This is a genomic window from Actinoplanes sp. NPDC026619, from assembly GCF_040638295.1.
Taxonomy (GTDB): Bacteria; Actinomycetota; Actinomycetes; order Mycobacteriales; family Micromonosporaceae; genus Actinoplanes.
The window spans coordinates 35,051-58,612 of record NZ_JBEZYA010000012.1 but is presented as its reverse complement, the minus strand read 5'-3'; the positions used below and the strand labels follow the sequence as shown (position 1 = coordinate 58,612).

Genomic DNA, 23,562 nt, shown 5'->3' with positions numbered 1-23,562 from the left:
GTGTGGCTCGCGCTCGCCGCCGGCATGCTCGGAGCGGTCAACCCCTGCGGTTTCGCACTGCTCCCGGCGTACCTCTCGGTATTGCTCGTCAGTGACCCGGCGTCGCCGGGTAGGGCGGTCATGCGTGCGCTGCGTTGCACACTCGCGCTCACGCTGGGGTACGTCGTGGTGTTCGGCGCCTTCGGCCTCGCGCTGACCCCGATCGCCGGCGAGCTCCAGCCGAGGCTCCCGTGGCTGACGGTCGTCCTCGGCCTCGTGCTGGCCGGGCTGGGCGTCTGGCTCACGCTGGGACGTTCGCTTCCGAGCTGGGGGGTACGCGCCCCCGTGCTCACCGGCTCGACGTGGTCGATGGTGGTCTTCGGGATGGTCTATGCGATCGCCTCGCTCGGCTGCGCGATCGGGCCGTTCCTGGCCCTCGTCGCGACCAGCCTGCGGGCGTCGACGCTGGTCTCCGGTCTGGGGCTCTTCGTCGCCTACGCCGCCGGGATGGGCCTCGTCGTCGGGGTGACCGCGGTCGCGGTGGCGCTGATGCGCTCCTCGCTGATCACCCGGGCCCGGCGGCTGCTCGGCGTGGTGCCCCGCATCGGCGGGGCGATCCTCGTGGTCAGCGGCCTCTACGTGGCCTACTACGGATGGTACGAACTGCGGCTCACCCGCGATCTGCGGCTGGCGGGCAGCGATCCGGTGGTGGCGTTCGCCTCCGGCCTGCAACAGCGGCTCGCCGGCTGGATCTCCGACGTCGGCGCCGTACCCCTCGTTGTCGTCCTTGTGCTGTTGCTGCTCTTTGCCGTTGTGCGGAAGCGGGGCCGGGCGCTGCCGCCGGACGGTCCGAGTGGGGTACGGACCGAGCCGGCGGCAGCCGGGCCCACATCACCGCTGCGTGCTGAGCCTGCGCTCAGACGGCGGGCGGGAACGCGGTGACGTAGGCGGGCTTCTCGGCCGGCATCAGGATCCACAGGATCGGGTAGATCAGGATCTGGCTGCCGGGGATGGCGAGCAGGACAACGACGAAGAGCAGGCGGGCCAGCCACGGGTCGAGACCGAAACGCTTGGCCAGACCGGCGACGACACCACCGATCATGCGTCCTTCGGTCGGACGGACCAGGCCCTGGCGGCTCATCGAGTCGTGCACCGAGTTCATGGGTCTCTCGCTTTCCTTCAGCGGTTCTTGCGGGTGACTCAAGAGTGGCCTGCGGGGGTGCCGAGTCGCATCGGGGAAGTGCCCTGAGGCGTCCCTGAACCTTGACCCGTACTTCGGTTGCCGGAACCATCGCCGCGTGAGCGTCTTCCGGAACGGGCGGTTCCTCGCACTCTGGACCGGAAACGCGTTCTCCCTCATCGGCACGGCCGGGGTCCGGATCGCGTACCCGCTGCTCATGCTCACCGTGTCCGACTCGCCGGCGCTGGCCGGCTGGGTGGCGTTCGCGTTGACCCTGCCGTCGCTGGTCCTCCAGGTGCCGGCCGGGATCGCCGCCGACGCGCTCAACCGCCGCCAGATCATGCTGCTCAGCCAGGCGGTCGGCTTCGTCGCGGCGTCCTCGGTCGTGGCCGCCCTGATCGCCGGCGCCACGCACCCGGCGGCGATCCTGGTCGTCGCCGCGTTCGTGGAGGGCTCCGCCTTCGTCTTCTTCGGCATCGCCGAGGTCGGCGCGGTCCGCGACGTCGTCGAGGAGGATCAGCAGGCGGCCGCGTTCTCCTTCCTCGAGGCCGAGCCACCGGTCGCGAACCTGGCCGGCCGCGCCTTCGGCGGAGCACTGTTCGGCGCCGCCCGGTGGATGCCGTTCCTGCTCAACGTCGCGTCGTACGCGTTCTGCTTCGTCGTCCTGGCCCTGATGCCGAAACAGCTCTTCGCACCCCGCCCCGATGAGCAGGACCCGGCCGGCGGGCGGGGGTCGGCCGTCGCGGCCTTCTGGCGGCGCACGGGGGAGGGGTTCGGATGGACCTGGCGCATCCCTTTCCTGCGGTTGGCCACCCTCGCTGCCGGAGTCACCAACCTCCTGTTCCAGGCCGTCATCCTGCTCGTCCTGGTGGTGGGCGCGCGACCACCGTCCGCCGTGGGCGGTCGGCCTGATCCTGGCGTCGGCGGGTGTCGGCGGCCTCGCCGCGTCGTTCGCCGGCCCGTGGATGGACCGGCACGGCTCGCCACGGACGGTCTTCCTCGGCTGCCTCTGGTCGTGGACGCTGTGCCTGCTGCTGATCGCGCTCAGCCCGAACACCGTGGTCCTGGCACTGGCCTGGGCCGGTGTCGGCGCGACCGGCGCGATCTCGTCGATCATCCTGACGATGGCACGCGTCCGCGCGGTGCCCGACGCCGCCCTGGGCAAGGTGATCGGCGCCGCGGCCGTGGTCGCCGAGGGCGCGGTGCCGCTCGGCGCCGTGGTCGCCGGCTACTTCCTGGCCGCCGCCGGCCCCGGCCTGAGCGCCTGGGTCATCTTCGCCGTGATGGCGGCCCTGACGCTGACGTGCGCCCGCTTCCTACGCCCGCTCGACGCCGCACGCCCACCCCAACCCGCAAAGCCCGCCCTCCCATAGGGGGAGCCCCCGCAGGCCATTATCCGCGAAAAATAGGGAGATCGGGCAGCTCGGTGCCGCTGCCTGTGGACAACCCCGAACTGTGGACAGCGCCCGAAGCGCTGCCCACAGATGCCGACCTGCTCAGGCCACAGCTTCGGGCGGGCTCAGGCCGCGACTCGCTCCGGCAGGCCGTGGATCGGCTCGGCCGGGGGCTCGGCCTCGGCCAGGCGGGCTGCGGCGATTTCCTCGACCGGGAGCGGGATGGCGGCTGCGCCGGCGCCGGCCGGGCGGGGCTTGGGGCGCTTCGAGGGCTTGGCTGCGCTGCCGCCGCGGCCCGGGTAGACATACAGCCCGTTGACCGGGTCGGGGGTCGCGTCGAGCGCGGCCTGCACCACCGGGAGGGCACGGAACCGCTCCCACTCGTCTTCTTCGCGGAAGGCGACCTCCAGGACGACGCCACCGGGCATGACCGTCCACTCCCAGCGCTTCGCGCCGTTGGTCAGGGCGGCCTCGAGCAGGGCCTCCCCGTAGCCGTCTTTCCACCGCATTGCCGACAGGACGCTGTCGCGCACCTCGATCGACCACCACCGGATGCTCATGGATCGACGGTACGCCCCCCTTGCCCGCCCCTCTGCCCCGAATTAGCATCACCGCAATAATCCATTGACGTCGGTAAAATTGTCGAAGCATTTGTCGAAGCGCTTCGACAGCCGATTTCGACAACCTCGTGGGAGATGTGGAGCGCACTGATGCGAAGTCGCTATCTCGGGCTGTGCCTGGCGGCCGCCACGGGGGTCTCGGTGGCCGCCGTCGCCGTCGCGCTGCCGGCGTCCGCGGCTGCCGGCTGCACCGTCACGTACACAGTGAGCAGCCAATGGCAGGGTGGGTTCGGCGCCAACGTGACGATCAAGAACCTCGGTGACCCGATCAGCGCCTGGACGCTGGTCTGGTCGTTCGGGGCCGGGCAGACGGTGACCCAGGCGTGGAATACCACGCTTACCCAGAGCGGCACATCGGTGACCGCGAAGAATGTCGGCTACAACGGTTCGATCGCCACCAACGGGACGCAGTCGTTCGGTTTCAACGGATCGTGGAACGGCACGAATCCGGCACCGTCGTCGTTCGCGCTGAACGGCACGACCTGCACCGGCGGCGTCAGCGGGACGACCGCGCCGACGACCGCGCCGACGACCGCGCCCACGACGTCGCCGACTACGAGCCCGACGACTTCGGCGCCGAGCGGGGTGCCGTCCGACGCGGCCTGGGTGGCGACCGGGCAGTGGGACTCGTGGACGAACAACGGGTACACGCTGAACAACGACGTCTGGGGCTCCGGCGCCGGGCCGCAGACGATCTGGGCGCGCACCGGGACGAACTGGGGCGTCGTCGCCAACCACCCGCGGACCAGCGGCGTGAAGTCCTATCCGCACACTGGCAAGACGCTGAACCGGTCGCTGAGCTCGCTGAGCTCGATCGCCAGCTCGTTCAACGTGTCGGTGCCGGCTGACGGCGATTACGAGACCGCCTATGACATCTGGGCGAACAGCAACGCGTACGAGGTCATGATCTGGACCAACCAGCACGGGGCGGTCGGCCCGATCGCCGAGTCGTACGACTCGAACGGCGCCGTCCCGACCGCGACCAACGTGTCGGCGGGCGGGCACACCTGGAACGTCTACCGCGGCTCCAACGGGGCCAACGCGGTCTATTCGTTCATCCGGACGGCCGGCAACACCAGCGCCGCGTCGATCGACGTGCTGTCGGTGCTGAACTGGCTGCGCACCAACGGCTGGTGGGGTGACGTGACGGTCGGCGACATCCAGTTCGGCTTCGAGCTGAGCGGGACGGCGGGACAGTCCAACTTCGTCTGCAACAGTTTCGCGTTGACCTACGCCTGACGCAGGGCCGGCCGGTGCCGCCGCCTCGGCGACACCGGCCGGTACCCTCAAGTATGGCTCTGACCAGCGCGGAGGACGAGGTCCGAACGGTTTGCTCGGCCCTACCGGAAGTCACCGAGCGGCTCAGCCACGGCTCGCCGGCCTTCTTCGTCCGCGGCAAGAAGACGTTCGTGATGCTCATGGTGGACGGACACCACGACGCGGGGTTTCCGCAGCTGTGGTGTGCGGCCGCGGCCGGCAGCCAGCAGGAGCTGATCGCCGCCGACCCGGAGCGCTTCTTCCGGCCGCCCTATGTGGGCCATCGCGGCTGGCTCGGCGTGCGCCTCGACCGCGACCCGGACCGGGCCGAGATCGCCGAGGTCTGCACCGACGCCTACCGCGCCGTCGCGCCGGCGGCCCTGGTGGCCCGCCTGGATGGCGGCGGGTGAGTGAACGCACCGGTTTGTCCGGCGCACGTTAGCCTGCGGTGGTGAAGCTCAAGCTGAGCAAGCGCACGATCACCGCCGTGGTCGTCGCGGGCATCGCCGTCCTTGCCCTGGTGGTCAGCCGGAAGGGCGGTGACGCCGGCGGTCCGGAGGCGATCGACGCGCCCGCCCACCAGGCGTGTGCCGACTTCGCGGCCGGTTACCCGAAAGCGAAGAGCAAGGCCTTGCGACTCTCCCTCGCAGACAAGGTGACCGCCAACTCGAGTAGGTCGGAGAACAACGTGATCCGTAAGCGGGCCGCCGAGATGGGCGCGGCCGCGGGCGACGGCGCCGCAAAGTGGAAGACCGCGGCCGACGCCCTCACCAGCGCCTGCAAGACCGGTTGAGCGCCATGACCGACTACGAGGAGCTCTACCGGAACCGGCCGCCCTGGGAGATCGGCGGCCCGCAACCGGCGCTCGCCCGGGTCCTGCACGAGGCTCGGGGGCCGAAGGTGCTCGACGTCGGCTGCGGCAGCGGGGAACTGGCGATCGCGCTGGCCGGCCTCGGCCACCAGGTCACCGGCGTGGACATCTCGGCCACCGCGATCGAGCAGGCGCGCGCCAAGACCGGCCACGCCACGACCGGCCGGGTGCGATTCGAGGTTCAGGACGCCGCCCGGCTGGACCTGCCCGAGGCGCCGTTCGACTCGATCTTCGACTCCGGGCTGCTGCACTGGCTCACCCGCTACCACAGCGGCGCGGCCGAATATCTCGCCCTGCTGCCCGGGCTGGCCGCGCCGGGAGCGACCGTCTTCGTGCTGGCCGTGACCGAGGCGGCGGGCGGCGCGAGCTGGGGCATCACCGAGGAGTTCCTGCAGGCCGGGTTCGCCGAGCCGCTGTGGACCGGCACCCGGATCGAGCCCAGCGAGGCGTTCGCCGACGTCGACGGGGAGACGATCCAGCACCGCGCCCTGCTGCTGAGGACCAACCGCGCCGGCTAGTCCTCGGTGATGTCGGCGACGATCACGGTCACGTTGTCGGGAGCGCCGTTTTCCAGGGTGCGGTGGACCAGTTCGGCGGCGGCGGTCTTGCGGTCGGCGTTGGCCAGCAGGGTCTGCTGGATCACGGCATCTTCCACATAGTCGGACAGGCCGTCGCTGCACAGCAGGAAGCGATCACCCACCTGCACCGGCAGCATCCGGCCGGCCGGGCGGAACGGGCCGCCCTGCACCGCCTGCGTCACCAGCGCCCGCTGGGGGTGCCGGCGGGCGTCGTCGGGGGTCAGCACGCCCTGGTCGACCAGGGCCTGGACGTAGGTGTCGTCCTTGGTGATCTGGGTCAGCTCGGCGTCGCGCACCAGGTAACACCGGGAGTCGCCGACGTTGAGCGCGGCCATCCGCTCGCCGGACAGCAGCAACGCGGTCACGGTCGTGCCCATGCCGTCGCGGGCGTCGTCGTCGGCCACCGCGGCCTCGATGCGCTCGTTGGCTGTCTCCAGCGCGGCGATCAGGTCCTGCAGCGGCTCGCCGGTGTCGGGCATCTCGTCGACCACCCCGAGAGCGCGCACCAGGATGTCGCTGGCCAGCTCACCAGCGGGGAGACCGCCCATGCCGTCCGCGACCACGAGAAGGCGGTTGCCGACGAACACCGCGTCCTCGTTGTTGGACCGGACCAGGCCCTGATCGGTGGCGGCGACCGCCCGGACAACAAGCGTCATGTCACAAGACTGCCAAACGGCCTAAGGGAAGTCTCTAGTACGTCCTACGTAGTGCCGCGGTCGCGACGATCGCTACATTACCGCGAACCTGGGCGCGGCGCTTCGTGACTCCGGTCCGTAGTGTGGGGTGATGATGGCGGTGCCGATGGTGGGCCGGGCGCCCGCGCTGGACGAGCTGCGCCGGGCGTGGTCCCGGGTGCGCGGCGGCGGCGGCCCGCTCACCGCGGTCGTCACGGGTGCCTCGGGAACAGGCAAAAGTGCCCTCGTGGGCGCGTTCCGGCGCGGCGGGCCATCATCGGTGGAGGTGCTCGCCGGCACGGCCCGGGTGCATTCCCCGGCGCCGTACGACTGGCTGGCCGCGGTTCTGGCCGGGCGCGACACGCGCGGGATCGACGTGCCGCCGGACGCGCTGTCCTGGTTGAAACAGGACCCGGATGTCCCCCGGGAGCGGTACACTCCCGAGGCGCTCTTGCGGATCGCGGTCACGACCGTGCGTGCGCTTGTCGGCACGGCCCCGGCCGTACTCATCGCCGAAGATCTTCATGCTCTTGACCCGGCCTCGCTGAACCTGATCGCCGAGCTCGCCACGACGGACCTTCCCGTCCTGCTGCTCGTGACCAGCCAGCCCCCGGAAGATCCGCTCACCATGCGCACCCTCGCCCGACTCACCGGACGACCCGGCGCCGTGCGGCGACATCTCCGCGGCTTGCTGCCGGCCGAGGTCGGCGAGATCCTCCAGCATGTGTACGGGGTGGAAGCGGCCCCGCCGGAGGTGGCCGAGGCCGTGTGGCGGCGCACCGACGGCAACCCCTACCGGCTGACCGAGCTGATCGCCGTGGAAGGACCGGCGGCCCTGACGATTCCCCGCCAATCGTCGGAGTTGACCGCCCGCGAGCGCGAGGTGCTCGGGTTACTGGCCGAGGCCATGCCGAACAAGCAGATAGCGCGAGTTCTCGGGATCTCGGTCCGGACGGTGACCGTCCATGTGTCGAATCTGCTGCGTAAGACGGGTGCGTCGTCGCGCACCGAGGCGGTTCTCTGGGCGCTGTCGGGTGATCATCACGTGGGGTGGCGCGACAACGACACCGCGGCTCGGTCACAATCGTCGGCGTGACGACAGCGATCCATCAGCGCATTGCCTCCGAGCTCGGGGTCCGGGAAGGTCAGGTCACCGCGGCCGTCGAGCTACTCGACGGCGGTGCCACCGTGCCGTTCATCGCCCGCTACCGCAAGGAGGTGACCGGCACCCTCGACGACACGCAACTGCGCACCCTCGAGGAACGGCTCGGTTACCTGCGGGAGCTGGAGGAGCGGCGGGCCGCGGTCCTGGAGTCCATCCGCACCCAGGGCAAACTGACCGACGAACTCGAGCAGAGCATCCTCGCCGCCGACTCCAAGGCCCGCCTCGAGGACATCTACCTGCCGTTCAAGCCGAAGCGGCGGACCCGGGCGCAGATCGCCCGCGAAGCCGGTCTCGAGCCGCTGGCTTTCTCTCTGCTCGGCGACCCGTCCCTTGATCCCCGGGCGTCGGCCACGCCGTTCGTCGACGCCGAGAAGGGCGTCGCCGACGAGGCCGCCGCGCTCGACGGCGCTCGCGCGATCCTGATCGAGCGGTTCGCCGAGGACGCCGACCTCATCGGTGAGCTGCGCGAGCAGATGTGGACCCGGGGCCGGCTCGTGGCCAAGGTGCGCGACGGCAAGCAGACCGACGGCGCCAAGTTCTCCGACTACTTCGACTTCGCCGAGCCGTACGCGAAGCTGCCCTCGCACCGCATCCTCGCCATGTTCCGCGGCGAGAAGGAGGACGTCCTCGACCTCACCATGGAGCCGCACCCGGAGGAGGACGAGGGCTACTTCGAGGCCCGCATCGCCGGCCGCAACGGCATCTCCGACAACGGCCGCGCCGGCGACAAGTGGCTGGTCGACACGGTCCGCTGGGCGTGGCGCACCCGCATCCTGATCCACCTCGGGGCCGACCTGCGGGTCCGGCTGTGGCAGGCGGCCGAGGACGAAGCCGTCCGAGTCTTCGCCGCCAACCTGCGCGACCTGCTGCTGGCCGCCCCGGCCGGCACCCGCTCCACGATGGGCCTCGACCCGGGGTTCCGCACCGGCGTCAAGGTGGCCGTGGTCGACGCGACCGGCAAGGCCGTCGCCACCGACACGATCTACCCGCACGTCCCGCAGAACAAGTGGGACGAGTCGATCCACCGGCTCGCGGCGCTCGCGTCGAAGCACAACGTCGACCTGATCGCGATCGGCAACGGCACCGCCTCCCGGGAGACCGACAAGCTCGCCGCCGAGCTGATCAAGCGGCACCCCGAGGCGAAGCTGACCAAGGTGATGGTCTCCGAGGCCGGCGCGTCGGTCTATTCGGCGTCCGCCTACGCGTCCCAGGAACTTCCCGGCATGGACGTGTCGCTGCGCGGCGCCGTCTCCATCGCCCGCCGCCTGCAGGACCCGCTGGCCGAACTCGTGAAGATCGACCCGCGCTCGATCGGGGTCGGGCAATATCAGCACGACCTCGCCGAGTCCAAGCTGTCCAAATCGCTCGACGCGGTGGTCGAAGACTGTGTGAACGCGGTCGGCGTGGACGTCAACACCGCCTCGGCGCCGCTGCTGACCCGGGTCTCCGGGATCGGCGCCGGCCTGGCCGAAAACATCGTGATGCACCGCGACTCCAACGGGCCGTTCCGCACCCGCGACGACATCAAGAAGGTCGCCCGGCTCGGGCCGAAGGCGTTCGAGCAGTGCGCCGGCTTCCTGCGGATCCCGGACGGCGACAACCCGCTCGACTCGTCCAGCGTGCACCCCGAGTCCTACCCGGTGGTGCGCACGATCCTGGCCGCCAGCAACGCCGACATCAAGGCGGTGATCGGCAACAGCCCGCTGCTGCGGGCGCTGCGCCCGTCGGAGTTCGTCACCGACGCGGTCGGCCTGCCGACCGTCACCGACATCCTGCGCGAGCTGGAGAAGCCGGGGCGCGACCCGCGGCCCGAGTTCACCACCGCCACGTTCGCCGAGGGCGTCGAGAAGATCGCCGACCTGACGCCGGGGATGATCCTCGAGGGCGTGGTCACCAACGTGGCCGCGTTCGGCGCGTTCGTCGACATCGGCGTGCACCAGGACGGCCTGGTGCACGTGTCGGCGCTGTCCAACACATTCGTGAAGGACCCCCGCGACGTCGTCAAGTCCGGCGACGTCGTGAAGGTCCGGGTGGTCGAGGTCGACCCGGTCCGCAAGCGGATCTCGCTGACCATGAAGCTGACCGACGAGCCGGCCCAGCGCCGCCCGCGCGACGAAGCCGCGGGTGGCGCCGGCGCTGGTGGTGGCGGCGCGGGTGGTGGCGGCGGACAGCGCCCTCGTCAGGAGGGCGGTCCTCGCCAGGGCGGTGGCCCGCGTCAGGGCGGCGGCGGCGAGCGTCAAGGGGGCGGCGAGCGTCAAGGGGGCGAGCGTCAAGGGGGCGGCGGGCAGCGTCAAGGCGGCGGCGGTGGTCAGCGCCAAGGTGGCGGTGGTCAGCGCCAAGGTGGCGGTGGCCAGCGCCAAGGTGGCGGTGGCCAGCGTCAGGGTGGCGGTGGCGGTGGCGGCGGCGGTGGCGGCGGCGGCGGCGGTCAGCGTCCGGCGCCGGCCCCGCTCAACGACGAGATGGCGGCGGCGCTGCGCCGGGCCGGCCTGATCAAGGACTGACGGACGGGCCGTCCTCGCTCACGAGGACGGCCCCCAGTCGGTGTCACTGGCGCGGAAGAGGCCCGGAGCGGTCAGCGGCACCGTGACGGACGCCTTTTCAATGGTGTAGACGCCGCCGGCCAGGTTCGCCCGCTGCTGCGGGGTCGGGGCGAGCGTCAGGTGGAACGTGTCCGGCGCCTGGCTGCCGAGCACGAGCTGGAGGCGGCTGCCCGCCGGCAGCAGGGCGACATCGGCGTGCAGCGCGATGTCGTAGCGGGTGGTGACGCCGGGAGTCACCGGCTGCCGGGCGGCCGCGGTGAACGGGTGGCTCGGCTGCAGGAGCGAGTGATCCGCCCCGTACCAACTGGATTGTGGGTTGAGCCGGCGCTGGCTGCCGATGAGCGCGCCCTCCGCGATTTTGCTGGTCGTGCCGTCCGGCGCGATCCCCTCGAGGGTGGCGGTCAGTTGCACCTCGGTGCGGGTGGATCGGGCGTAGACCGTGACGTCGGACGGTCCGTCGAGGACGCCGGCGCGGGCCAACGGAGCGCTCCGATAGGTCAGCGCGCCGGCTGACGACCAGCTCAGCGTGCCGGGGCCGCCGCTGAAGCCAAATGTTCCGGGCGACGGTGGCCACGCCGCCACGTCGACCCACTGGTTGGCGCCGTTCTCGAACAGGTGCAGGGGAGTGCCGGTGCCGGCCATGCCGGTGCGGGCGCCCTTGAGCCAGGTGTCGAACCACTTCAGCCGGATCGCCTGGACCGTCGGGCTGTCGACGTTCTCCTGGTGCTCCCACGGGCCGACCATCGCCTGGTAGCGGCCGGTGACCCGGTCGCCCGGCCGGACCGGCGCGTCGAGCGGACGGTGGAAGTAGGCGTTCTGGGCGGCGGCGTAGGCGCCGAGGTTGCCGCCCGGGAACAGGTCCTTCCAGCCGGCCTCGGACAGCGCCGGGATGCCGTTGGCCACCACCTGCGGCATCAGCCGCATGACGCTGCGGTCCCGCCAGTATTCGTTGTCGTACGAGCGTGGGCCGCCGGTCGCCAGGTCGCCGACCGTGACGGACTGCGGGTCGGTGGCCGGATCGTCCTGCGGGCCGCGGGGTTCGAGCTCGCCGGTGTCGGCCACCGCCGTGGTCGGGATCCCGCCGATGGCGGCGAAGTCGCGGTAGAAGTCCGAGTCGGTGCAGAACGGCGCGATGACCTTCAGCGCGGAGTGCCGGCCGACCGCGGCGGCGGTGAACCACTGGTTGATGCCGAGGTAGGAGCAGCCGTCCAGCCCCACCGTGCCGTTCGACCCGGCGAGCGTGTGCGCGGCCCAGTCGACCAGCGCGGCGCCGTCGCGGCCCTGGCGGTCGCCGAACCAGTCGAGCTGACCGCCGGAGACGTCGGTGCCGCGGACCGCCGCCGCGAGATAGATGTAGCCGCGCTGGACGAAGTATTTCCCGGCGCCGGCCGACGGGAACGGGACCGGGCCGATGCCATAAGGGTCCTGGCTGAGGAGCACCGGGAATTCGCCGGGGGCGCGGGCGCCGGTGGTCAGGTCGGTCGGGTAGATCATCTGCACGGTCAGCACGACGCCGTCATCCATGGTCACGGTCACGTTCTGCGGTTGGCTCGTGCCGTACACCGCCGGTCCCGGTTGCCAGGAGTCGGGTGTCGCCGCGGCGGCCGGCGCGGCCGCGACCATGATGAGCGCCGCGGTGGCGCCGAGAAGACGGATGGGATTCACGCCGGCCTCCTGCCCTTGGCTCAGCTGCCGCTGAGCCCCCAGATCTGCACGTTGCTGAACGCCACCTCGTAGGGCCCGGTCTCCTCGGCGTCGCGCTCGGTGTAGACGCCGAGCACCACCTTGCCGCCGGTGATCATTGGATCGGTGAGCGGCACCGTGCCGACCTGCACGCCGTCGCGCAGGATCGTCGCCTGGTTGCCGACCGCCCGGATCTCGATCGTCGTCGGCGCCCCGCCCACCTCGATCGGGGTGTCGAGCGGGAACGTGCGCGCGGTCGAGACCACCTGGTCCTTGTGGGTGCCGAAGTAGATGTTCTTCTCGCAGACCCGGAGCAGGTAACCGTGCCAGGGTGCGAACCGGAACCACACGCCGGCGCAGCTGTCCCCGGTCAGCAGCCGGACGCCGACGTCGACCTTCATGTCGTTGGGCACGGCGTCGGCCGGGCCGGAGCACCGGTAGACGCCCTTGGTGTCGCGGTGGGCGACCAGACCGCCGTCGAACGAGCAGGACGCCTTCTCGGCCGGCAGCGTCTTGGCCTGCCAGTAGTGCTGCCCGGTCAGAGCGTCCTCGATGATCAGGCTCTCCGACGGCGGGGCCGAGTGGCCGATGTCCGGGAACTCGGAGGCGATCGCCTCCTTGCCGGTGGACGAGCCGAACACCAGCATCAGCGCGCCCGCGACCACGGCCAGCACCAGCGACGCGACCGCGACCGGCAGGAACCAGCGACGGCTCGGCTCGGGCGGCGGCGGTCCGGCCGGGGGACCGGGCACCGCCGAGATCGGCACGGTGACGATCGAGTCCTCGAGGTAGCCGACCTTCGTGGCGTCAGCTTCCACGCGTACACCGGTAACTGCTTGCGCTTCCGCAGCTGCCGCACGCAGATCGGGTTGGCCCGCGAGGGCAGCCGCCGTGGCGGCGGGCCGGGACGGGCTGGAAACCAGCAGGTCGAGAAGCTCGCGCGCGCTCGGCCGATTGGCCGGCTCCTTCTCCAAGGCGTGGCCGACCAGTTCCTTGAGCGGGCCCGCCAGGCCGGACAGATCGGGCGGCTGGGTCAGGATGCGGGCCGCGGTGGCCGGCGGCGAATCGCCGGCGAAGGGGGTGCGGCCGGTCCCGGCGTAGGCCACCACGGCGCCCCAGGCGAACACGTCGGCGGCCGGGGTGAGCGGCTCGTCGGCGTCGCCGAACCGCTCGGGCGACATGTAGGCCACCGTGCCGACCATCTGCGACGTGTCGGTGAGACCGGTGTTCGACTCCATGTGCCGGGCGATCCCGAAGTCGATGACCTTGGGGGAGCCGGGCGCGAGCAGCACGTTGCGCGGCTTCAGATCGCGGTGGATCACCCCGGCGCCGTGGATCGCGGTCAGCGCGGTCGCCACCCCGATCGCGACGCTGTGCAGGTTGGCCGCGGTGAGCGGGCCACGCTCCTCGACCACATGCGCCAGGGTGGGGCCGTCGACGTACTCCACCACGAGGTACGGACGCTCGGCATCGGGGTCGGCGTCGAGGACCTCGGCCGTGCAGAACGGCGGGACCTGCCGGGCGCGGGCGACCTCGCTGCGGAACCGGCGGCGGAACTCGTCGTCGGCGGTGAGATCGGCGCGCACCACCTTGACCGCGACCAGGATGCCGCCGGGCGAGCGGGCCAGATAGACCGTGCCCATGCCGCCCTCGCCGAGCCGGCCGACGATCTCGTAGCCGCCGAGAGCGCGTGGATCGTGCGGGCGCAGGGCCTCCGTGCGCTCCCCAGACATGACGGTTCCGTCCCCCCGAACTTGGAGCCGTCACTCTATCGGGCGAGGGCGCCCCGGGAGCAGGGGCACAGCACAGTTGGCACCGAACCGTCATGCTGCTCACATGGATGATCGTCTGTCGGTCGCCCCGGTCGTTCCGCACTTCGGGTCGGCGATTCGCGAGGTGGCCAGGGTTGTCGGGTTTTATGCCGGTGGATCGATCGGTTCGGCGGATTACCGGCCCGGTATCAGCGACCTCGATCTGGTAGCGGTGATCGCCGAGCCGTTGACGCGTTACCGGCGCACCCGCCTGCGGACCCTGCACCGGGAGATCGGCCCGCCCAAGCTGCACTGCGCCTACGTTCCCGTCAACGAGATATCCGATATTTCGTCATCTCATGTGAACTGGGCGCACGAGCGGATGTTCAGGCGGCCCCTCAGCGGTATCGCCCGCGGCGAACTCCACCAGTTCGGCGTCACCGTCTACGGCCCGGCGCCGGCCGCACTGGTTCCGCCCGTCACCCGAGCTCAGTTGTCCGAGGCGGCCCGCGCCGAACTCCGCGGCTACTGGGCCGGCGCCGTCCGCCGGCCCCGGGTGTGGCGCACCGACCTGCACGTCGACCTCGGACTGACCACGGTGTCGCGGGCCGCCGAGACGATCGCCACCGGCCGCCTGATCACCAAACGGGAGGCGATCGAGCGCCTGCCGTCGCTCGGCGTGCCGTCGTCACTCGCCGACGAGATCCGCCGCCGCCGGGCCGGCGAGCCGGTCACCCTGACCGAGCAGGAGATCGCGGACCGCGCCGTCCTCGTTCGCGGCCTGATGCGGCGCCACCTGGCTATCCTCGGCTGATGCTCATCACCACGGAACGGCTGATCCTGCGGCGCTTCCGGCCGGCCGACGCGCCGGTGCTGGCCGCATACCGCTCCGACCCGGACGTCGCCCGATACCAGTCGTGGGACGCCCCGTTCCCGCTGCTCAAGGCGGAGGCGGCGGTGGCCGGCTTCATGGAGTCCTCACCGGACATCCCGGGCTGGTTCCAGTACGCCATCGAACGCATCGCCGACCGCCGGCTGATCGGCGACGTCGCGGTCCGGATGCACGACAATCTGAAGCAGGCCGAGCTCGGCTTCAGCCTGGCGACTGAACACCAGAAGCAGGGGTACGCGACGGAGGCCGTCCGCGGCGTACTCGATCGGCTGTTCCGCCTTCAGGGCCTGCACAAGGTGACGGGGGAGTGCGACGCCCGCAACGTGGCGTCGGCCGGGCTGATGGAACGGCTCGGCTTCACCCGCGAGGGCCACCTGAGGCAGCAGACCTTCATCAAGGGCGAGTGGACCGACGACCTGATCTACGGCGTGCTCGCCGAGGAGTGGCTCCGCGACGACCTCAAGCCGGAGTAAGCCGCGCGTTCGTCAGCACGATCGTGCCGCCCGGATCTGCGCACTGCACTCGCAGAGTCAGCTTCTCGGCCTTGTCGACGGTGGCCGTCAGTGGTTTCGCGGCGGTCGAGGTGGCATTGGCCTGCCGAGCCACGTCGGTCGTGGTCAGCGAAGTGTCCTTCTGCCGGACGCCGGTGCGAGCGGTGACGTAGGTGACCGACTGCTGATCCGCTCCCGGCGGATAGTACGGATGGACCTCCGCGTCGAATTGGACGTAGTGGCCGTTCAGGACGAAGGTCACGTCCGAGGTCTGATCCCCGGTCTGATTCGACGGGCAGCTGATGATCAGCGAGTGGCTCGCGTAGTCGTTCTTGCCCCTGATCGCCCGCGGCATGTCGACGAGCCGATCCTTGCCGGCCTCCACCGCAACCGAGCCCGCGTCGAGGAAAACTGCGGGGGCCGCCGGCGTGGTGGCCGATGTCGTGCCCGCCTGCGTCGCGGTCGCCTGCGTCGCGGTTGCCGGTGTGGTGGTCGTCGGTGTCGGGGCCGGATCGTTCTGCCGGGGGAGCAGCCAGGCCAGCAGCGCCACGATCAGCCCCAGGCCGCCGATGACGGTGCCGAGCACAGTTGCTATGCCGGACCAGCGATGCCAGGGGCCGGGTGGTTCACCGGAGCCGGGCGCCTTGTGATGGAGCGTTGATGTCACGTGCCCGCCTGAGAATTGTCGATCGATCGCGGCGCCACATCTTTCCTTAACAAGGAAAGATCATGTTCAGGTGATATTGACGGGTTTCTGACAGAGGCTCACGCTAGATCACACGATACGGTGCCGGGGAAATTGCACACAGTGATCAATTCTGAGGTCGAGCTGTCCATGACATATCCGCAGGGATCACCACCCCCGGGCAGTGGCCCGCAACCGCCCAATGTGCACGGCAATGTGCCCAACCAGCCGAATGCCGCCCCTCCGCCCCCGAAGTCGGCACCCGCGCCCGGACCCGGCCGGCCGAAAGGCAAGGGAGCCGGAGTGTTCATGGCCGGAGCGGCCGGTGTCGCGGTGCTGCTCGCTCTGGTGGCGGTCGTGCTCGCCTGGCGGGCGAACGGGCGAGCCAATGACGCTCTGGAAAAGGCGTCCGCCCCGATCGTGGTGCAGCCGACGACGCAGCCGCCCACCGTGACGCCGCCGACGACGGAGCCGACCACCGCGCCGACCGGCACCGAGACGACGACGGACGGAACCGAAGCGCCGACGCTCAGCCCGGAAACGAAATACGCCGAGAAATACACCGGCGAGGATCTCAAGGTCGCCATGACGGATTGCTCGGGATCGGTCGACGTCGACCTCGACGAGCCACGCGTACGTGCGGAAAACACCGATCGCGAATTCACCCTCATCTCGCCCTGTTCGGGGCGGGGACCTCGGATGGAACTCTTGGATGGGGTGCAGGGCGCCGCGGCCAAGTCGGATGCGGTGAAGCCGAACGAGTGCGCCGAGCTGATCCGCACCGGGCCGCTTCCCGCCGGCGTTCAGGCTCTACGCACCGGTCAGGTCTATTGCATCAACACGTCGCTGGACACGGCGCGGACCAAGGCGATCACCTGGAAGATGATCGTCCTGACGGTCACTGCCACCGCCAACGACGGCACCGTGACGTTCAAGGCGTCGGCCTGGGACATCCCGCGCTGAAAGGTCCATCGAGGAGCGTGCGTGTCGCCACTACCTTGAGCGCATGGCCGTTGCTGCCGCTGCGGGCCGGTCGGCGCGCGTTCGTCCCGCCCGAGCGGTGGGCCGGCCTGATCATCGCCGAGGAGGACGACCTGCCGCTGATGACCAGGACCATCCCGGCTTTCATCGGGCTGGGCCCGGTCATCGCAGCCGGCGGATTCGGATTGCTGCTGCTCGTTACTCGGTGACGTGGCGGAGCATCGTGCGGTGCAGGGCCTCGGCGTACGGGCGGATCTCATTTTCCAAGGCTTCGCCGTCGATCTCCACGGCCGGCGCGGTTGCGGGCTGGGTGGCCAGCCACTGGTGCCGGCGGCCCGGGGCGGGGTGCGACGCGAACAACGAGGCGTCGGTGCGGATCGAGAGCTGGCGCCAGGCGGGGGCGGTGGCGATCTCGCGTTCCTGGATGGAGCGGAGCATGCGGCGCCAGGTCGCCGCGGCCTCGCCCTTCGGCACGTGGTGCTGCACGTAGCCGGTGAGGGTGGGCAGCATCGCCAGCACGTCGATCATCTCCATGGCCGCCGCCGTGCCGGCCATCCGGGCCGCGGCAGCGTCGGCGCGGAGTTCCACCGCGCGGTCGTCCTCGGAAGCCGCCGCGTTGATGCCGAGGTGGGCGGCGAACAGCAGCCAGGACACGGTGCCGCCGGTCAGCTGCCACACGGCCAGCGCCGCGGTGGAGAACGGTTCCAGCCCCAGGTCCCAGGCCGAGATCCGGGGCGGGCGCACCAGCCGGGAGAGGCGGCCGAAGGTGCGCCGGGCCGGATCGGTCAGCGTCACGCGTCGCAGGTCGGCGTGCTTCAGGTGGCCCATCTCGTGGCCGATCAGGGCGATCACCTGGGGTGGGGTGAGCAGGAGCAGCAACGGGACGCCGATGGTCAGCACCCGCCGCGGTCGGGGGCCGACCGTGGTCACCCCGGCGTTCCAGCTGAAGTCGAACAGCAGGACGTCCGGTTTGGCGGCACCGAGCTCGGCGGCGATCCGGTCGATCAGGGCCCACATCGTGGGGGCGTTCGTGGTCTCCACCCGGTACGAGTTCTCGAGGAGACGCTTCAAGCGGGTCCAGCGGGGGAGCAGCAGGGCCGCCAGGAACAGCAGGATCAGGCCGAAGACGATCGGGAAGAACGGGCCGCCGACGATGATCAGGGCCAGGCCGGCGATCACCGCGGTGACCATGGCCAGCATCAGGAGGGCGGAGACGGCCACCAGGAAGCGGTCGGAGCGGATGACCGCGGTGGTCGCCGTCTCGGCCAGCCGGCGGTGGGAGCGGAAGCCGGCCTCGTGGTCGGAGCGGGACATTCGCCGCCAGAACCAGCTGGCCCGGGGGTCGTCGGCGTAGTGGTCCAGATTCCACTCACACTGCGGGCACCAGGGCTCGTGCTCGGCGAGCCTGGTCAGGGTGGTGTCGCAACGGGGGCAGCGATCGGCCTCGATAGTCGTTGGCACGCCGGAGATTGTGCGGGATCGCGGGTGTGTGGCGCGACCCCGGGTGATCTCGGCGGGAGATCACCCGGGTGCGAGGCGGCTTACTGCTCGTAGCGGAGCCAGACGGCGCCCAGTGGGGGGACCCGCAGGCTGGTCGAGTGGTTGAAGCCGTGCCACGGGATGTCGTCGGCGGTGACCTCGCCCAGGTTGCCGACGCCGGAGCCGCCGTACAGCTCGCTGTCGGTGTTGATGGCCTCCTGCCAGTGGCCGGGGCGGGGGAGGCCGATGCGGTAGTCCTCGTGCGGGACGGCGGCGAAGTTGACGATGCAGGCGACCGCGTCGCCGTTGGGGGCGAAGCGGACGAAGCTGAACGTGTTGTGCTGGGAGTCCTCGCTGGTGATCCAGCGGAAGCCGGACGGGCTGGTGTCCTGGGTCCAGAGGGCGGGGGTCTCCTTGTAAACCCGGTTCAGGTCCTTGACCAGGCCCTTCACGCCGCCGGAGGACGGATTTTCCAGCAATCCCCAGTCGAGGCCGCGCTCCTCGCTCCACTCGCGCATGTCGCCCATCTCGCTGCCCATGAACAGCAGCTGCTTACCGGTGAAGGCCCACATGAAGCCGAGCAGCGCCCTGGTGTTGGCCAGCTTCTGCCACTCGTCGCCGGGCATCTTGCCGGCCAGCGAGCCCTTGCCGTGGACGACCTCGTCGTGGCTGATCGGCAGGATGTAGTTCTCGCTCCAGGCGTACACCGTGGCGAAGGTCATCTGGTGGTGGTGCCACTGGCGGTAGATGGGCTCCTTCTCCATGTACGACAGGGTGTCGTTCATCCAGCCCATGTTCCACTTGAAGCCGAAGCCGAGGCCGCCCAGGTGGGTGGGGCGGGTGACGCCCGGCCACGCCGTCGACTCCTCGGCGATCGTGATCACGCCGGGGTTGTTCTTGTAGACGGTCGCGTTCATCTCCTGCAGGAAGCTGATCGCGTCGAGGTTCTCCCGGCCGCCGTATTGATTCGGCGTCCACTCGCCGTCCTTGCGGGAGTAGTCCAGGTAGAGCATCGAGGCGACCGCGTCCACCCGCAGGCCGTCGGCGTGGAACTCCTCGCACCAGTAGACGGCGTTCGCGACCAGGAAGTTGCGGACCTCCTTGCGGCCGAAGTCGAAGACGTACGTGCCCCAGTCGGGGTGTTCGCCGCGACGCCAGTCGCCGTGCTCGTAGAGCGGGGTGCCGTCGAACCGGGCCAGCGCCCATTCGTCCTTGGGGAAGTGGGCGGGCACCCAGTCGAGGATCACGCCGATGCCGGCCTGGTGGAGCTTGTCGACCAGGTAGCGGAACTCGTCGGGGTTGCCGAAGCGCGAGGTGGGCGCGAAGTAGCCGGTGACCTGGTAGCCCCAGGAGCCGCCGAAGGGGTGCTCCATGACCGGCATGAGCTCAACGTGGGTGAAGCCCGTTTCCACCACATAGTCCACGAGTTGCTCAGCCAGCTCCACGTAGGAGAGACCGGGCCGCCACGAGCCGAGGTGCACCTCGTACGCGCTCATCGGCTCCTGATGCCACTGCTTCTGCGCGCGCTCGCGGAGCCAAGAAGCGTCCTGCCACTCGTACGTGGACTCGAAGACCACCGACGCGGTCGCCGGCGGGATCTCGGTGTGCTGCGCGAGCGGGTCGGCGTGCTCGCGCCAGACGCCGTCGCGGCCGAGGATCTTGTACTTGTAGCGCGAACCGGGCTTGGCCTCGGGGATGAACAGCTCCCAGACGCCGCTGCTGCCGAGCGAGCGCATCGGCCAGCCGTCGTACGGGCCCCAGCCGGCGAAGTCGCCGACCACCTGCACGCCGCGGGCGCCGGGCGCCCACACCGCGAAGGCCACGCCGGTGCCGCGCGGCTGCGCGCCCAGCACCTTCCACAGCTTCTCGTGCCGGCCCTCGCCGATCAGGTGCAGGTCGAGCTCGCCCAGGCTGGGCAGGTGGCGATAGGGGTCGTCGAATTCCTTGCCGTCGACCTCGAGGCGGTAGTCGAGGACGGTGCCGGGCAGCTCGGCGGCGAAGATGCCGTCGTCGTGCACCTTGGTCATGTCGGCCCGTTCGCTGCCGAAGACCACCGACACCTTCTCGGCGCCCTTGCGCAGGGTGCGGATGATCGTGTGGTCGCCGGCCGGATGCGCGCCGAGGATGGCGTGCGGGTCGTGCGTCTCGCCGGCCACCACGCCGTTCATGGCGCGCTGGTCGGCGGCGAGCGAGGAGGCGGGATGGCCGATCACGACGGGGGCTCCTTAGAGAGAGGTTCGGCCGACCAGGCGCGAGATGGACCGCAGCGGGATGCGCAGCCATCCGGGCCGGTGCCGGGCTTCGTACGCGGCCTCGTAGACCGCCTTGTCCAGTTCGTACGCCGCGAGCAGCGCACCCTGCGTGCGCGGGTCGAAGCCCGACGCATGCGCGTAACCGTCGCAGAAGGCGGCCCGGTTGCGGTCCACCCACTCGCGGGCTCGCGCGGCGAGATGTTCCTCGTCGTCCGAGTCGACGAGCAGCTGATAGGCGGCATATTCGTAGCTGCGCAGCACACCGGCGATGTCGCGCAGCGGCGAGTCGGGCAGGCGCCGCTGGTCGAGCGGCACCCCGGGCTCGCCCTCGAAGTCGATCAGCAGCCATTCGCCGGGGGTGCGCAGGACCTGACCGAGGTGCAGGTCGCCGTGCACCCGCTGGACCGTGACCTGCTCGCCGTCGAGCGCCCGGAACTGCGCCTCGACGGTCGGCACGAACTGCTGGAGTTCGGGCACCGAGTTGGCCGCCTCGCGCAGCCGGACCAGAACCGCGTCGAGCGGGAACGGGGCCGGGCCGGAACCCAGGTCGGCGGCCAGATCGGCGTGCACCGACGCGACCGCCTCGCCGAGACGGTAGGACTCGCCCTGGAAGTCGCCGCCGACCTCGTCGGCGCCCATCTCGGCGTCGGCGAACAGGTCGCGGGCGCTGGCCGTGGCCATCGCCCAGCCCTCGGCCGAGTTGCCGGCGAACGCGGTCACCATGCCCAGCGGGCACGGCTCGCCGCTCTCGGTGGTCTCGAACGAGCCCATCAGCCGGGCCACGTGCGGGTTGCCCCGCCGGCCCAGCACCTGGTTCAGCTCGATGTCGGGGTTGATGCCGGTGGAGACGCGGCGGAAGACCTTGAGGATCGCGTCCTCGCCGAAGATCACGCTGGTGTTGCTCTGCTCGGCGTCGAAGACCCGCGGCCACACGTCGTCGCCGGGGAAGACCACGTCCGGTTCGGGCTGGAAGACCACGTCACCGACCGAGATGCCGCCGGCGACCAGCGACAGCAGGTGGCGCGCGGCGCCCGGGTCGTAGAGCGCGTCGTAACCGGTGCGGCCCTCGACCGTGCCGATGGTGGCGACGTTGTGGAACTCGGCCAGCGGCCGGTTGTCCCACGCCACTATCACCTGGTAACGCTCGGAGCTGCCGTCGGTGTACTCCACGTCGACCAGGACCAGGTCGAGGTTGTCGCCGAGCTTGGTCGACGACGCCTCCTTGACCGACGACAGGGTGCGGGCCTTGCCCGCGTACCAGCGCTGTTGCGGCAGCCACTCGGCGAAGGGCAGCGTCATTGCTTCTCCTCGGACCTGCACAGCTGGAACCAGTAGAAGCCGTGCCCGGGGAGCGTCAGAAGGTACGGCAACTGGCCGATACGCGGGAAGTTCACGTGGCCGGTCAGCTCCACCGGGGTGTAACCGTTCCAGTGCTGCAGGTTGAGCTCGATCGGTTGCGGGAAGCGCGACAGGTTGTTGACGCACAACACGACGTCGTCGCCGTTCTCGCGCAGGTAGGCCAGCACCGACGGGTTCGACCCACCGAGCTCGCGGAACGTGCCGACGGCGAACGCGTCGTGGCGGCGTCGCACGGCCAGCATCGTACGGGTCCAGTTGAGCAGGGACGTCGCACTGTCGCGCTGGGCCTCGACGTTTACCGCCTGATAGCCGTACACCGGGTCCTGGTTGGCCGGTAGGTAGAGCCGGCCGGGGTTGGCGGTGGAGAAGCCGGCGTTGCGGTCCGGGGTCCACTGCATCGGGGTGCGCACGCCGTCGCGGTCACCGAGCCAGATGTTGTCGCCCATGCCGATCTCGTCGCCGTAATAGAGCACCGGCGAACCGGGCAGCGACAGCAGCAGGGCGGTGAACAGCTCCATCTGGTTGCGGTCATTTTCCAGCAGCGGGGCCAGCCGCCGCCGGATGCCGACGTTGGCTTTCATGCGCGGGTCCTTGGCGTACTCCCCGTACATGTAGTCGCGCTCTTCGTCGGTGACCATCTCGAGGGTCAGCTCGTCGTGGTTACGCAGGAAGATGCCCCACTGGCAGTTGTCCGGGATGGCCGGTGTCTGGGCCATGATCTCGGAGATCGGGAAGCGGGACTCGCGGCGGACCGCCATGAAGATGCGCGGCATCAGCGGGAAGTGGAACGCCATGTGGCACTCGTCGCCGCCGGAGCGCGGGTCGCCGAAATACTCCACCACGTCGGCCGGCCACTGGTTCGCCTCGGCCAGCAGCACCCGGCCCGGGAACTCGTCGTCGATCACCTTGCGGCAGTGCTTGAGGAATGCGTGGGTCTCCGGGAGGTTCTCCCCGTTGGTGCCCTCCCGCTCGTACAGGTAAGGCACCGCGTCCAGCCGGAAACCGTCGATCCCGATGTCCAGCCAGAAGCGCAGGACGTCGAGCATCGCCTCCTGCACGGCCGGGTTGTCGTAGTTGAGGTCGGGCTGGTGGGAGAAGAACCGGTGCCAGAAGAACTGCCGCCGGACCGGGTCGAACGTCCAGTTCGACTCCTCGGTGTCGACGAAGATGACCCGGGCGTCCTGGTACTTCTCGCTGGTGTCGCTCCACACGTAGAAGTCGCCGTACGGCCCGTCGGGGTCGCGGCGGGACTCCTGGAACCAGGCGTGCTGGTCGGAGGTGTGGTTCATGACCAGGTCGGTGATCACCCGGATGCCGCGCTTGTGGGCCGCGTCGAGCAGCGCCACGAAATCCTCCACCGTGCCGAACTCCGGCAGCACCCGGTAGAAGTCGCTGATGTCGTACCCGCCGTCACGCAGCGGCGACTGGTAGAACGGCGGCAGCCAGAGGCAGTCGACGCCCAGCCACTGCAGGTAGTCGAGCCGCTCGATCAGGCCACGCAGGTCGCCGGAGCCGTCCGACGAGGAGTCGTAGAACGCGCGGACCAGGACCTCGTAGAACACCGCCCGCTGGAACCACGTCGCGTCAGCGGGCAACGTGCGGGCGTGGCCGAAGTCCTCAGCATTGGGATGCTCGACCACACCGTCCTCGACGTGGCTGCCCTCTGCCGGATCGTACTCAGCCGGTTCGAGATCTTCAGTCAGGTCCATTAGCTTCCCACCTACCCACCCG

At 70.3% G+C, this 23,562-nt stretch carries 22 protein-coding genes and 1 pseudogene; 13 read left to right on the top strand and 10 right to left on the bottom strand.

The genetic code is table 11. The features are described from left to right. On the top strand, positions 1-921 hold the full coding sequence (locus tag AB0E90_RS25275; protein WP_360410324.1) for a cytochrome c biogenesis CcdA family protein: 921 nt from the start codon (positions 1-3) through the stop codon (positions 919-921). Here the strand turns inward: AB0E90_RS25275 and AB0E90_RS25270 are convergent. Next, positions 896-1,141, bottom strand: a complete 246-nt coding sequence (locus AB0E90_RS25270; RefSeq protein ID WP_360410321.1) for a PspC domain-containing protein — start codon at positions 1,139-1,141, stop codon at positions 896-898. The two genes, AB0E90_RS25275 and AB0E90_RS25270, sit on opposite strands and share 26 nt — an antisense overlap. Positions 1,142-1,277: 136 nt before the next feature. On the opposite strand from AB0E90_RS25270, the pseudogene AB0E90_RS25265 reads away from it, so the two are divergent. Together AB0E90_RS25265 and AB0E90_RS25260 are read left to right on the top strand one after the other, a co-directional pair. Further along, positions 1,278-2,009, top strand: a pseudogene (locus AB0E90_RS25265) (MFS transporter); the annotation flags it as partial. Further along, the gene (locus AB0E90_RS25260; protein ID WP_360410910.1) at positions 1,978-2,532 is read left to right on the top strand and encodes an MFS transporter; all 555 of its coding nucleotides are present in this window, start codon (positions 1,978-1,980) and stop codon (positions 2,530-2,532) included. The pseudogene AB0E90_RS25265 and the gene AB0E90_RS25260, both read left to right, overlap by 32 nt. A gap of 146 nt (positions 2,533-2,678) precedes the next feature. On the opposite strand, the gene AB0E90_RS25255 is transcribed toward AB0E90_RS25260, so the two are convergent. Next, positions 2,679-3,113, bottom strand: coding sequence for a hypothetical protein (locus AB0E90_RS25255; protein WP_360410318.1), 435 nt, complete (start codon positions 3,111-3,113; stop codon positions 2,679-2,681). Between the two features lie 150 nt (positions 3,114-3,263). On the opposite strand from AB0E90_RS25255, the gene AB0E90_RS25250 reads away from it, so the two are divergent. Genes AB0E90_RS25250 through AB0E90_RS25235 form a run of 4 tightly spaced genes read left to right on the top strand, consistent with a single transcriptional unit; the run spans position 3,264 to position 5,819 of the window. Then, positions 3,264-4,412: a cellulose binding domain-containing protein gene (locus tag AB0E90_RS25250; protein WP_360410315.1), complete on the top strand. Its 1,149-nt coding sequence runs from the start codon at positions 3,264-3,266 to the stop codon at positions 4,410-4,412. 53 nt (positions 4,413-4,465) lie between these two features. Continuing rightward, positions 4,466-4,840, top strand: a complete 375-nt coding sequence (locus AB0E90_RS25245; protein WP_360410312.1) for an MmcQ/YjbR family DNA-binding protein — start codon at positions 4,466-4,468, stop codon at positions 4,838-4,840. 41 nt (positions 4,841-4,881) lie between these two features. Further along, on the top strand, positions 4,882-5,223 hold the full coding sequence (locus AB0E90_RS25240; protein ID WP_360410309.1) for a hypothetical protein: 342 nt from the start codon (positions 4,882-4,884) through the stop codon (positions 5,221-5,223). Between the two features lie 5 nt (positions 5,224-5,228). Next, entirely contained in the window at positions 5,229-5,819 is a 591-nt protein-coding gene (locus AB0E90_RS25235; RefSeq protein WP_360410307.1) for a class I SAM-dependent methyltransferase, read from the top strand. Here AB0E90_RS25235 and AB0E90_RS25230 read toward each other — a convergent pair. Further along, entirely contained in the window at positions 5,816-6,535 is a 720-nt protein-coding gene (locus tag AB0E90_RS25230; protein WP_360410304.1) for a protein phosphatase 2C domain-containing protein, read from the bottom strand. The two genes, AB0E90_RS25235 and AB0E90_RS25230, sit on opposite strands and share 4 nt — an antisense overlap. A gap of 130 nt (positions 6,536-6,665) precedes the next feature. On the opposite strand from AB0E90_RS25230, the gene AB0E90_RS25225 reads away from it, so the two are divergent. Both AB0E90_RS25225 and AB0E90_RS25220 read left to right on the top strand, forming a co-directional pair. Continuing rightward, complete coding sequence (locus tag AB0E90_RS25225; RefSeq protein ID WP_360410302.1) at positions 6,666-7,649, top strand: LuxR C-terminal-related transcriptional regulator; 984 nt, start codon at positions 6,666-6,668, stop codon at positions 7,647-7,649. Continuing rightward, positions 7,646-10,219 (top strand): Tex family protein, encoded by a 2,574-nt coding sequence (locus AB0E90_RS25220; protein ID WP_360410299.1) that lies wholly within the window; start codon positions 7,646-7,648, stop codon positions 10,217-10,219. Before AB0E90_RS25225 ends, AB0E90_RS25220 begins: the two co-directional genes overlap by 4 nt. Before the next feature lie 18 nt (positions 10,220-10,237). On the opposite strand, the gene AB0E90_RS25215 is transcribed toward AB0E90_RS25220, so the two are convergent. Beyond that, a complete protein-coding gene (locus AB0E90_RS25215; RefSeq protein WP_360410296.1) occupies positions 10,238-11,923 on the bottom strand; it encodes a CocE/NonD family hydrolase in 1,686 nt (561 codons plus the stop codon). Positions 11,924-11,943: 20 nt separating this feature from the next. Next, on the bottom strand, positions 11,944-13,674 hold the full coding sequence (locus AB0E90_RS25210) for a serine/threonine-protein kinase (RefSeq protein WP_360410293.1): 1,731 nt from the start codon (positions 13,672-13,674) through the stop codon (positions 11,944-11,946). 103 nt (positions 13,675-13,777) lie between these two features. On the opposite strand from AB0E90_RS25210, the gene AB0E90_RS25205 reads away from it, so the two are divergent. Beyond that, positions 13,778-14,506 (top strand): hypothetical protein, encoded by a 729-nt coding sequence (locus AB0E90_RS25205; RefSeq protein ID WP_360410290.1) that lies wholly within the window; start codon positions 13,778-13,780, stop codon positions 14,504-14,506. Then, entirely contained in the window at positions 14,506-15,057 is a 552-nt protein-coding gene (locus tag AB0E90_RS25200; protein WP_360410287.1) for a GNAT family protein, read from the top strand. The genes AB0E90_RS25205 and AB0E90_RS25200 overlap by 1 nt, the downstream gene beginning before the upstream one ends. Here the strand turns inward: AB0E90_RS25200 and AB0E90_RS25195 are convergent. Further along, on the bottom strand, positions 15,044-15,742 hold the full coding sequence (locus AB0E90_RS25195; RefSeq protein WP_360410284.1) for a hypothetical protein: 699 nt from the start codon (positions 15,740-15,742) through the stop codon (positions 15,044-15,046). The two genes, AB0E90_RS25200 and AB0E90_RS25195, sit on opposite strands and share 14 nt — an antisense overlap. Before the next feature lie 321 nt (positions 15,743-16,063). Between AB0E90_RS25195 and AB0E90_RS25190 the strand changes: the two genes are divergently transcribed. Together AB0E90_RS25190 and AB0E90_RS25185 are read left to right on the top strand one after the other, a co-directional pair. Continuing rightward, positions 16,064-16,723 carry a hypothetical protein gene (locus AB0E90_RS25190; RefSeq protein ID WP_360410281.1) on the top strand — a complete coding sequence of 220 codons (660 nt, stop codon included), beginning with the start codon at positions 16,064-16,066 and terminating at the stop codon, positions 16,721-16,723. A gap of 17 nt (positions 16,724-16,740) precedes the next feature. After that, the gene (locus AB0E90_RS25185; RefSeq protein WP_360410278.1) at positions 16,741-16,950 is read left to right on the top strand and encodes a hypothetical protein; all 210 of its coding nucleotides are present in this window, start codon (positions 16,741-16,743) and stop codon (positions 16,948-16,950) included. Here AB0E90_RS25185 and AB0E90_RS25180 read toward each other — a convergent pair. The 4 genes from AB0E90_RS25180 to treS form a co-directional block, all read right to left on the bottom strand. Further along, a complete protein-coding gene (locus tag AB0E90_RS25180; protein WP_360410275.1) occupies positions 16,940-18,202 on the bottom strand; it encodes a M48 family metallopeptidase in 1,263 nt (420 codons plus the stop codon). The two genes, AB0E90_RS25185 and AB0E90_RS25180, sit on opposite strands and share 11 nt — an antisense overlap. Positions 18,203-18,282: 80 nt before the next feature. Further along, a complete protein-coding gene (gene glgB, locus AB0E90_RS25175) occupies positions 18,283-20,388 on the bottom strand; it encodes a 1,4-alpha-glucan branching protein GlgB (protein ID WP_360410907.1) in 2,106 nt (701 codons plus the stop codon). Between the two features lie 57 nt (positions 20,389-20,445). Then, positions 20,446-21,771, bottom strand: coding sequence for a maltokinase (locus AB0E90_RS25170; RefSeq protein WP_360410272.1), 1,326 nt, complete (start codon positions 21,769-21,771; stop codon positions 20,446-20,448). Continuing rightward, positions 21,768-23,540 carry a maltose alpha-D-glucosyltransferase gene (gene treS, locus AB0E90_RS25165; protein WP_360410269.1) on the bottom strand — a complete coding sequence of 591 codons (1,773 nt, stop codon included), beginning with the start codon at positions 23,538-23,540 and terminating at the stop codon, positions 21,768-21,770. Before treS ends, AB0E90_RS25170 begins: the two co-directional genes overlap by 4 nt. Positions 23,541-23,562 lie beyond the last annotated feature (22 nt).

Coding starts and splice junctions, on each gene's coding strand:
- AB0E90_RS25270 (WP_360410321.1), bottom strand. CDS start 1,141: ATGAACTCGGTGCACGACTCGATGAGCCGCCAGGGCCTGGTCCGTCCG.
- AB0E90_RS25255 (WP_360410318.1), bottom strand. CDS start 3,113: ATGAGCATCCGGTGGTGGTCGATCGAGGTGCGCGACAGCGTCCTGTCG.
- AB0E90_RS25250 (WP_360410315.1), top strand. CDS start 3,264: ATGCGAAGTCGCTATCTCGGGCTGTGCCTGGCGGCCGCCACGGGGGTC.
- AB0E90_RS25245 (WP_360410312.1), top strand. CDS start 4,466: ATGGCTCTGACCAGCGCGGAGGACGAGGTCCGAACGGTTTGCTCGGCC.
- AB0E90_RS25235 (WP_360410307.1), top strand. CDS start 5,229: ATGACCGACTACGAGGAGCTCTACCGGAACCGGCCGCCCTGGGAGATC.
- AB0E90_RS25230 (WP_360410304.1), bottom strand. CDS start 6,535: ATGACGCTTGTTGTCCGGGCGGTCGCCGCCACCGATCAGGGCCTGGTC.
- AB0E90_RS25225 (WP_360410302.1), top strand. CDS start 6,666: ATGATGGCGGTGCCGATGGTGGGCCGGGCGCCCGCGCTGGACGAGCTG.
- AB0E90_RS25210 (WP_360410293.1), bottom strand. CDS start 13,674: ATGTCTGGGGAGCGCACGGAGGCCCTGCGCCCGCACGATCCACGCGCT.
- AB0E90_RS25205 (WP_360410290.1), top strand. CDS start 13,778: ATGGATGATCGTCTGTCGGTCGCCCCGGTCGTTCCGCACTTCGGGTCG.
- AB0E90_RS25200 (WP_360410287.1), top strand. CDS start 14,506: ATGCTCATCACCACGGAACGGCTGATCCTGCGGCGCTTCCGGCCGGCC.
- glgB (WP_360410907.1), bottom strand. CDS start 20,388: ATGAACGGCGTGGTGGCCGGCGAGACGCACGACCCGCACGCCATCCTC.
- AB0E90_RS25170 (WP_360410272.1), bottom strand. CDS start 21,771: ATGACGCTGCCCTTCGCCGAGTGGCTGCCGCAACAGCGCTGGTACGCG.
- treS (WP_360410269.1), bottom strand. CDS start 23,540: ATGGACCTGACTGAAGATCTCGAACCGGCTGAGTACGATCCGGCAGAG.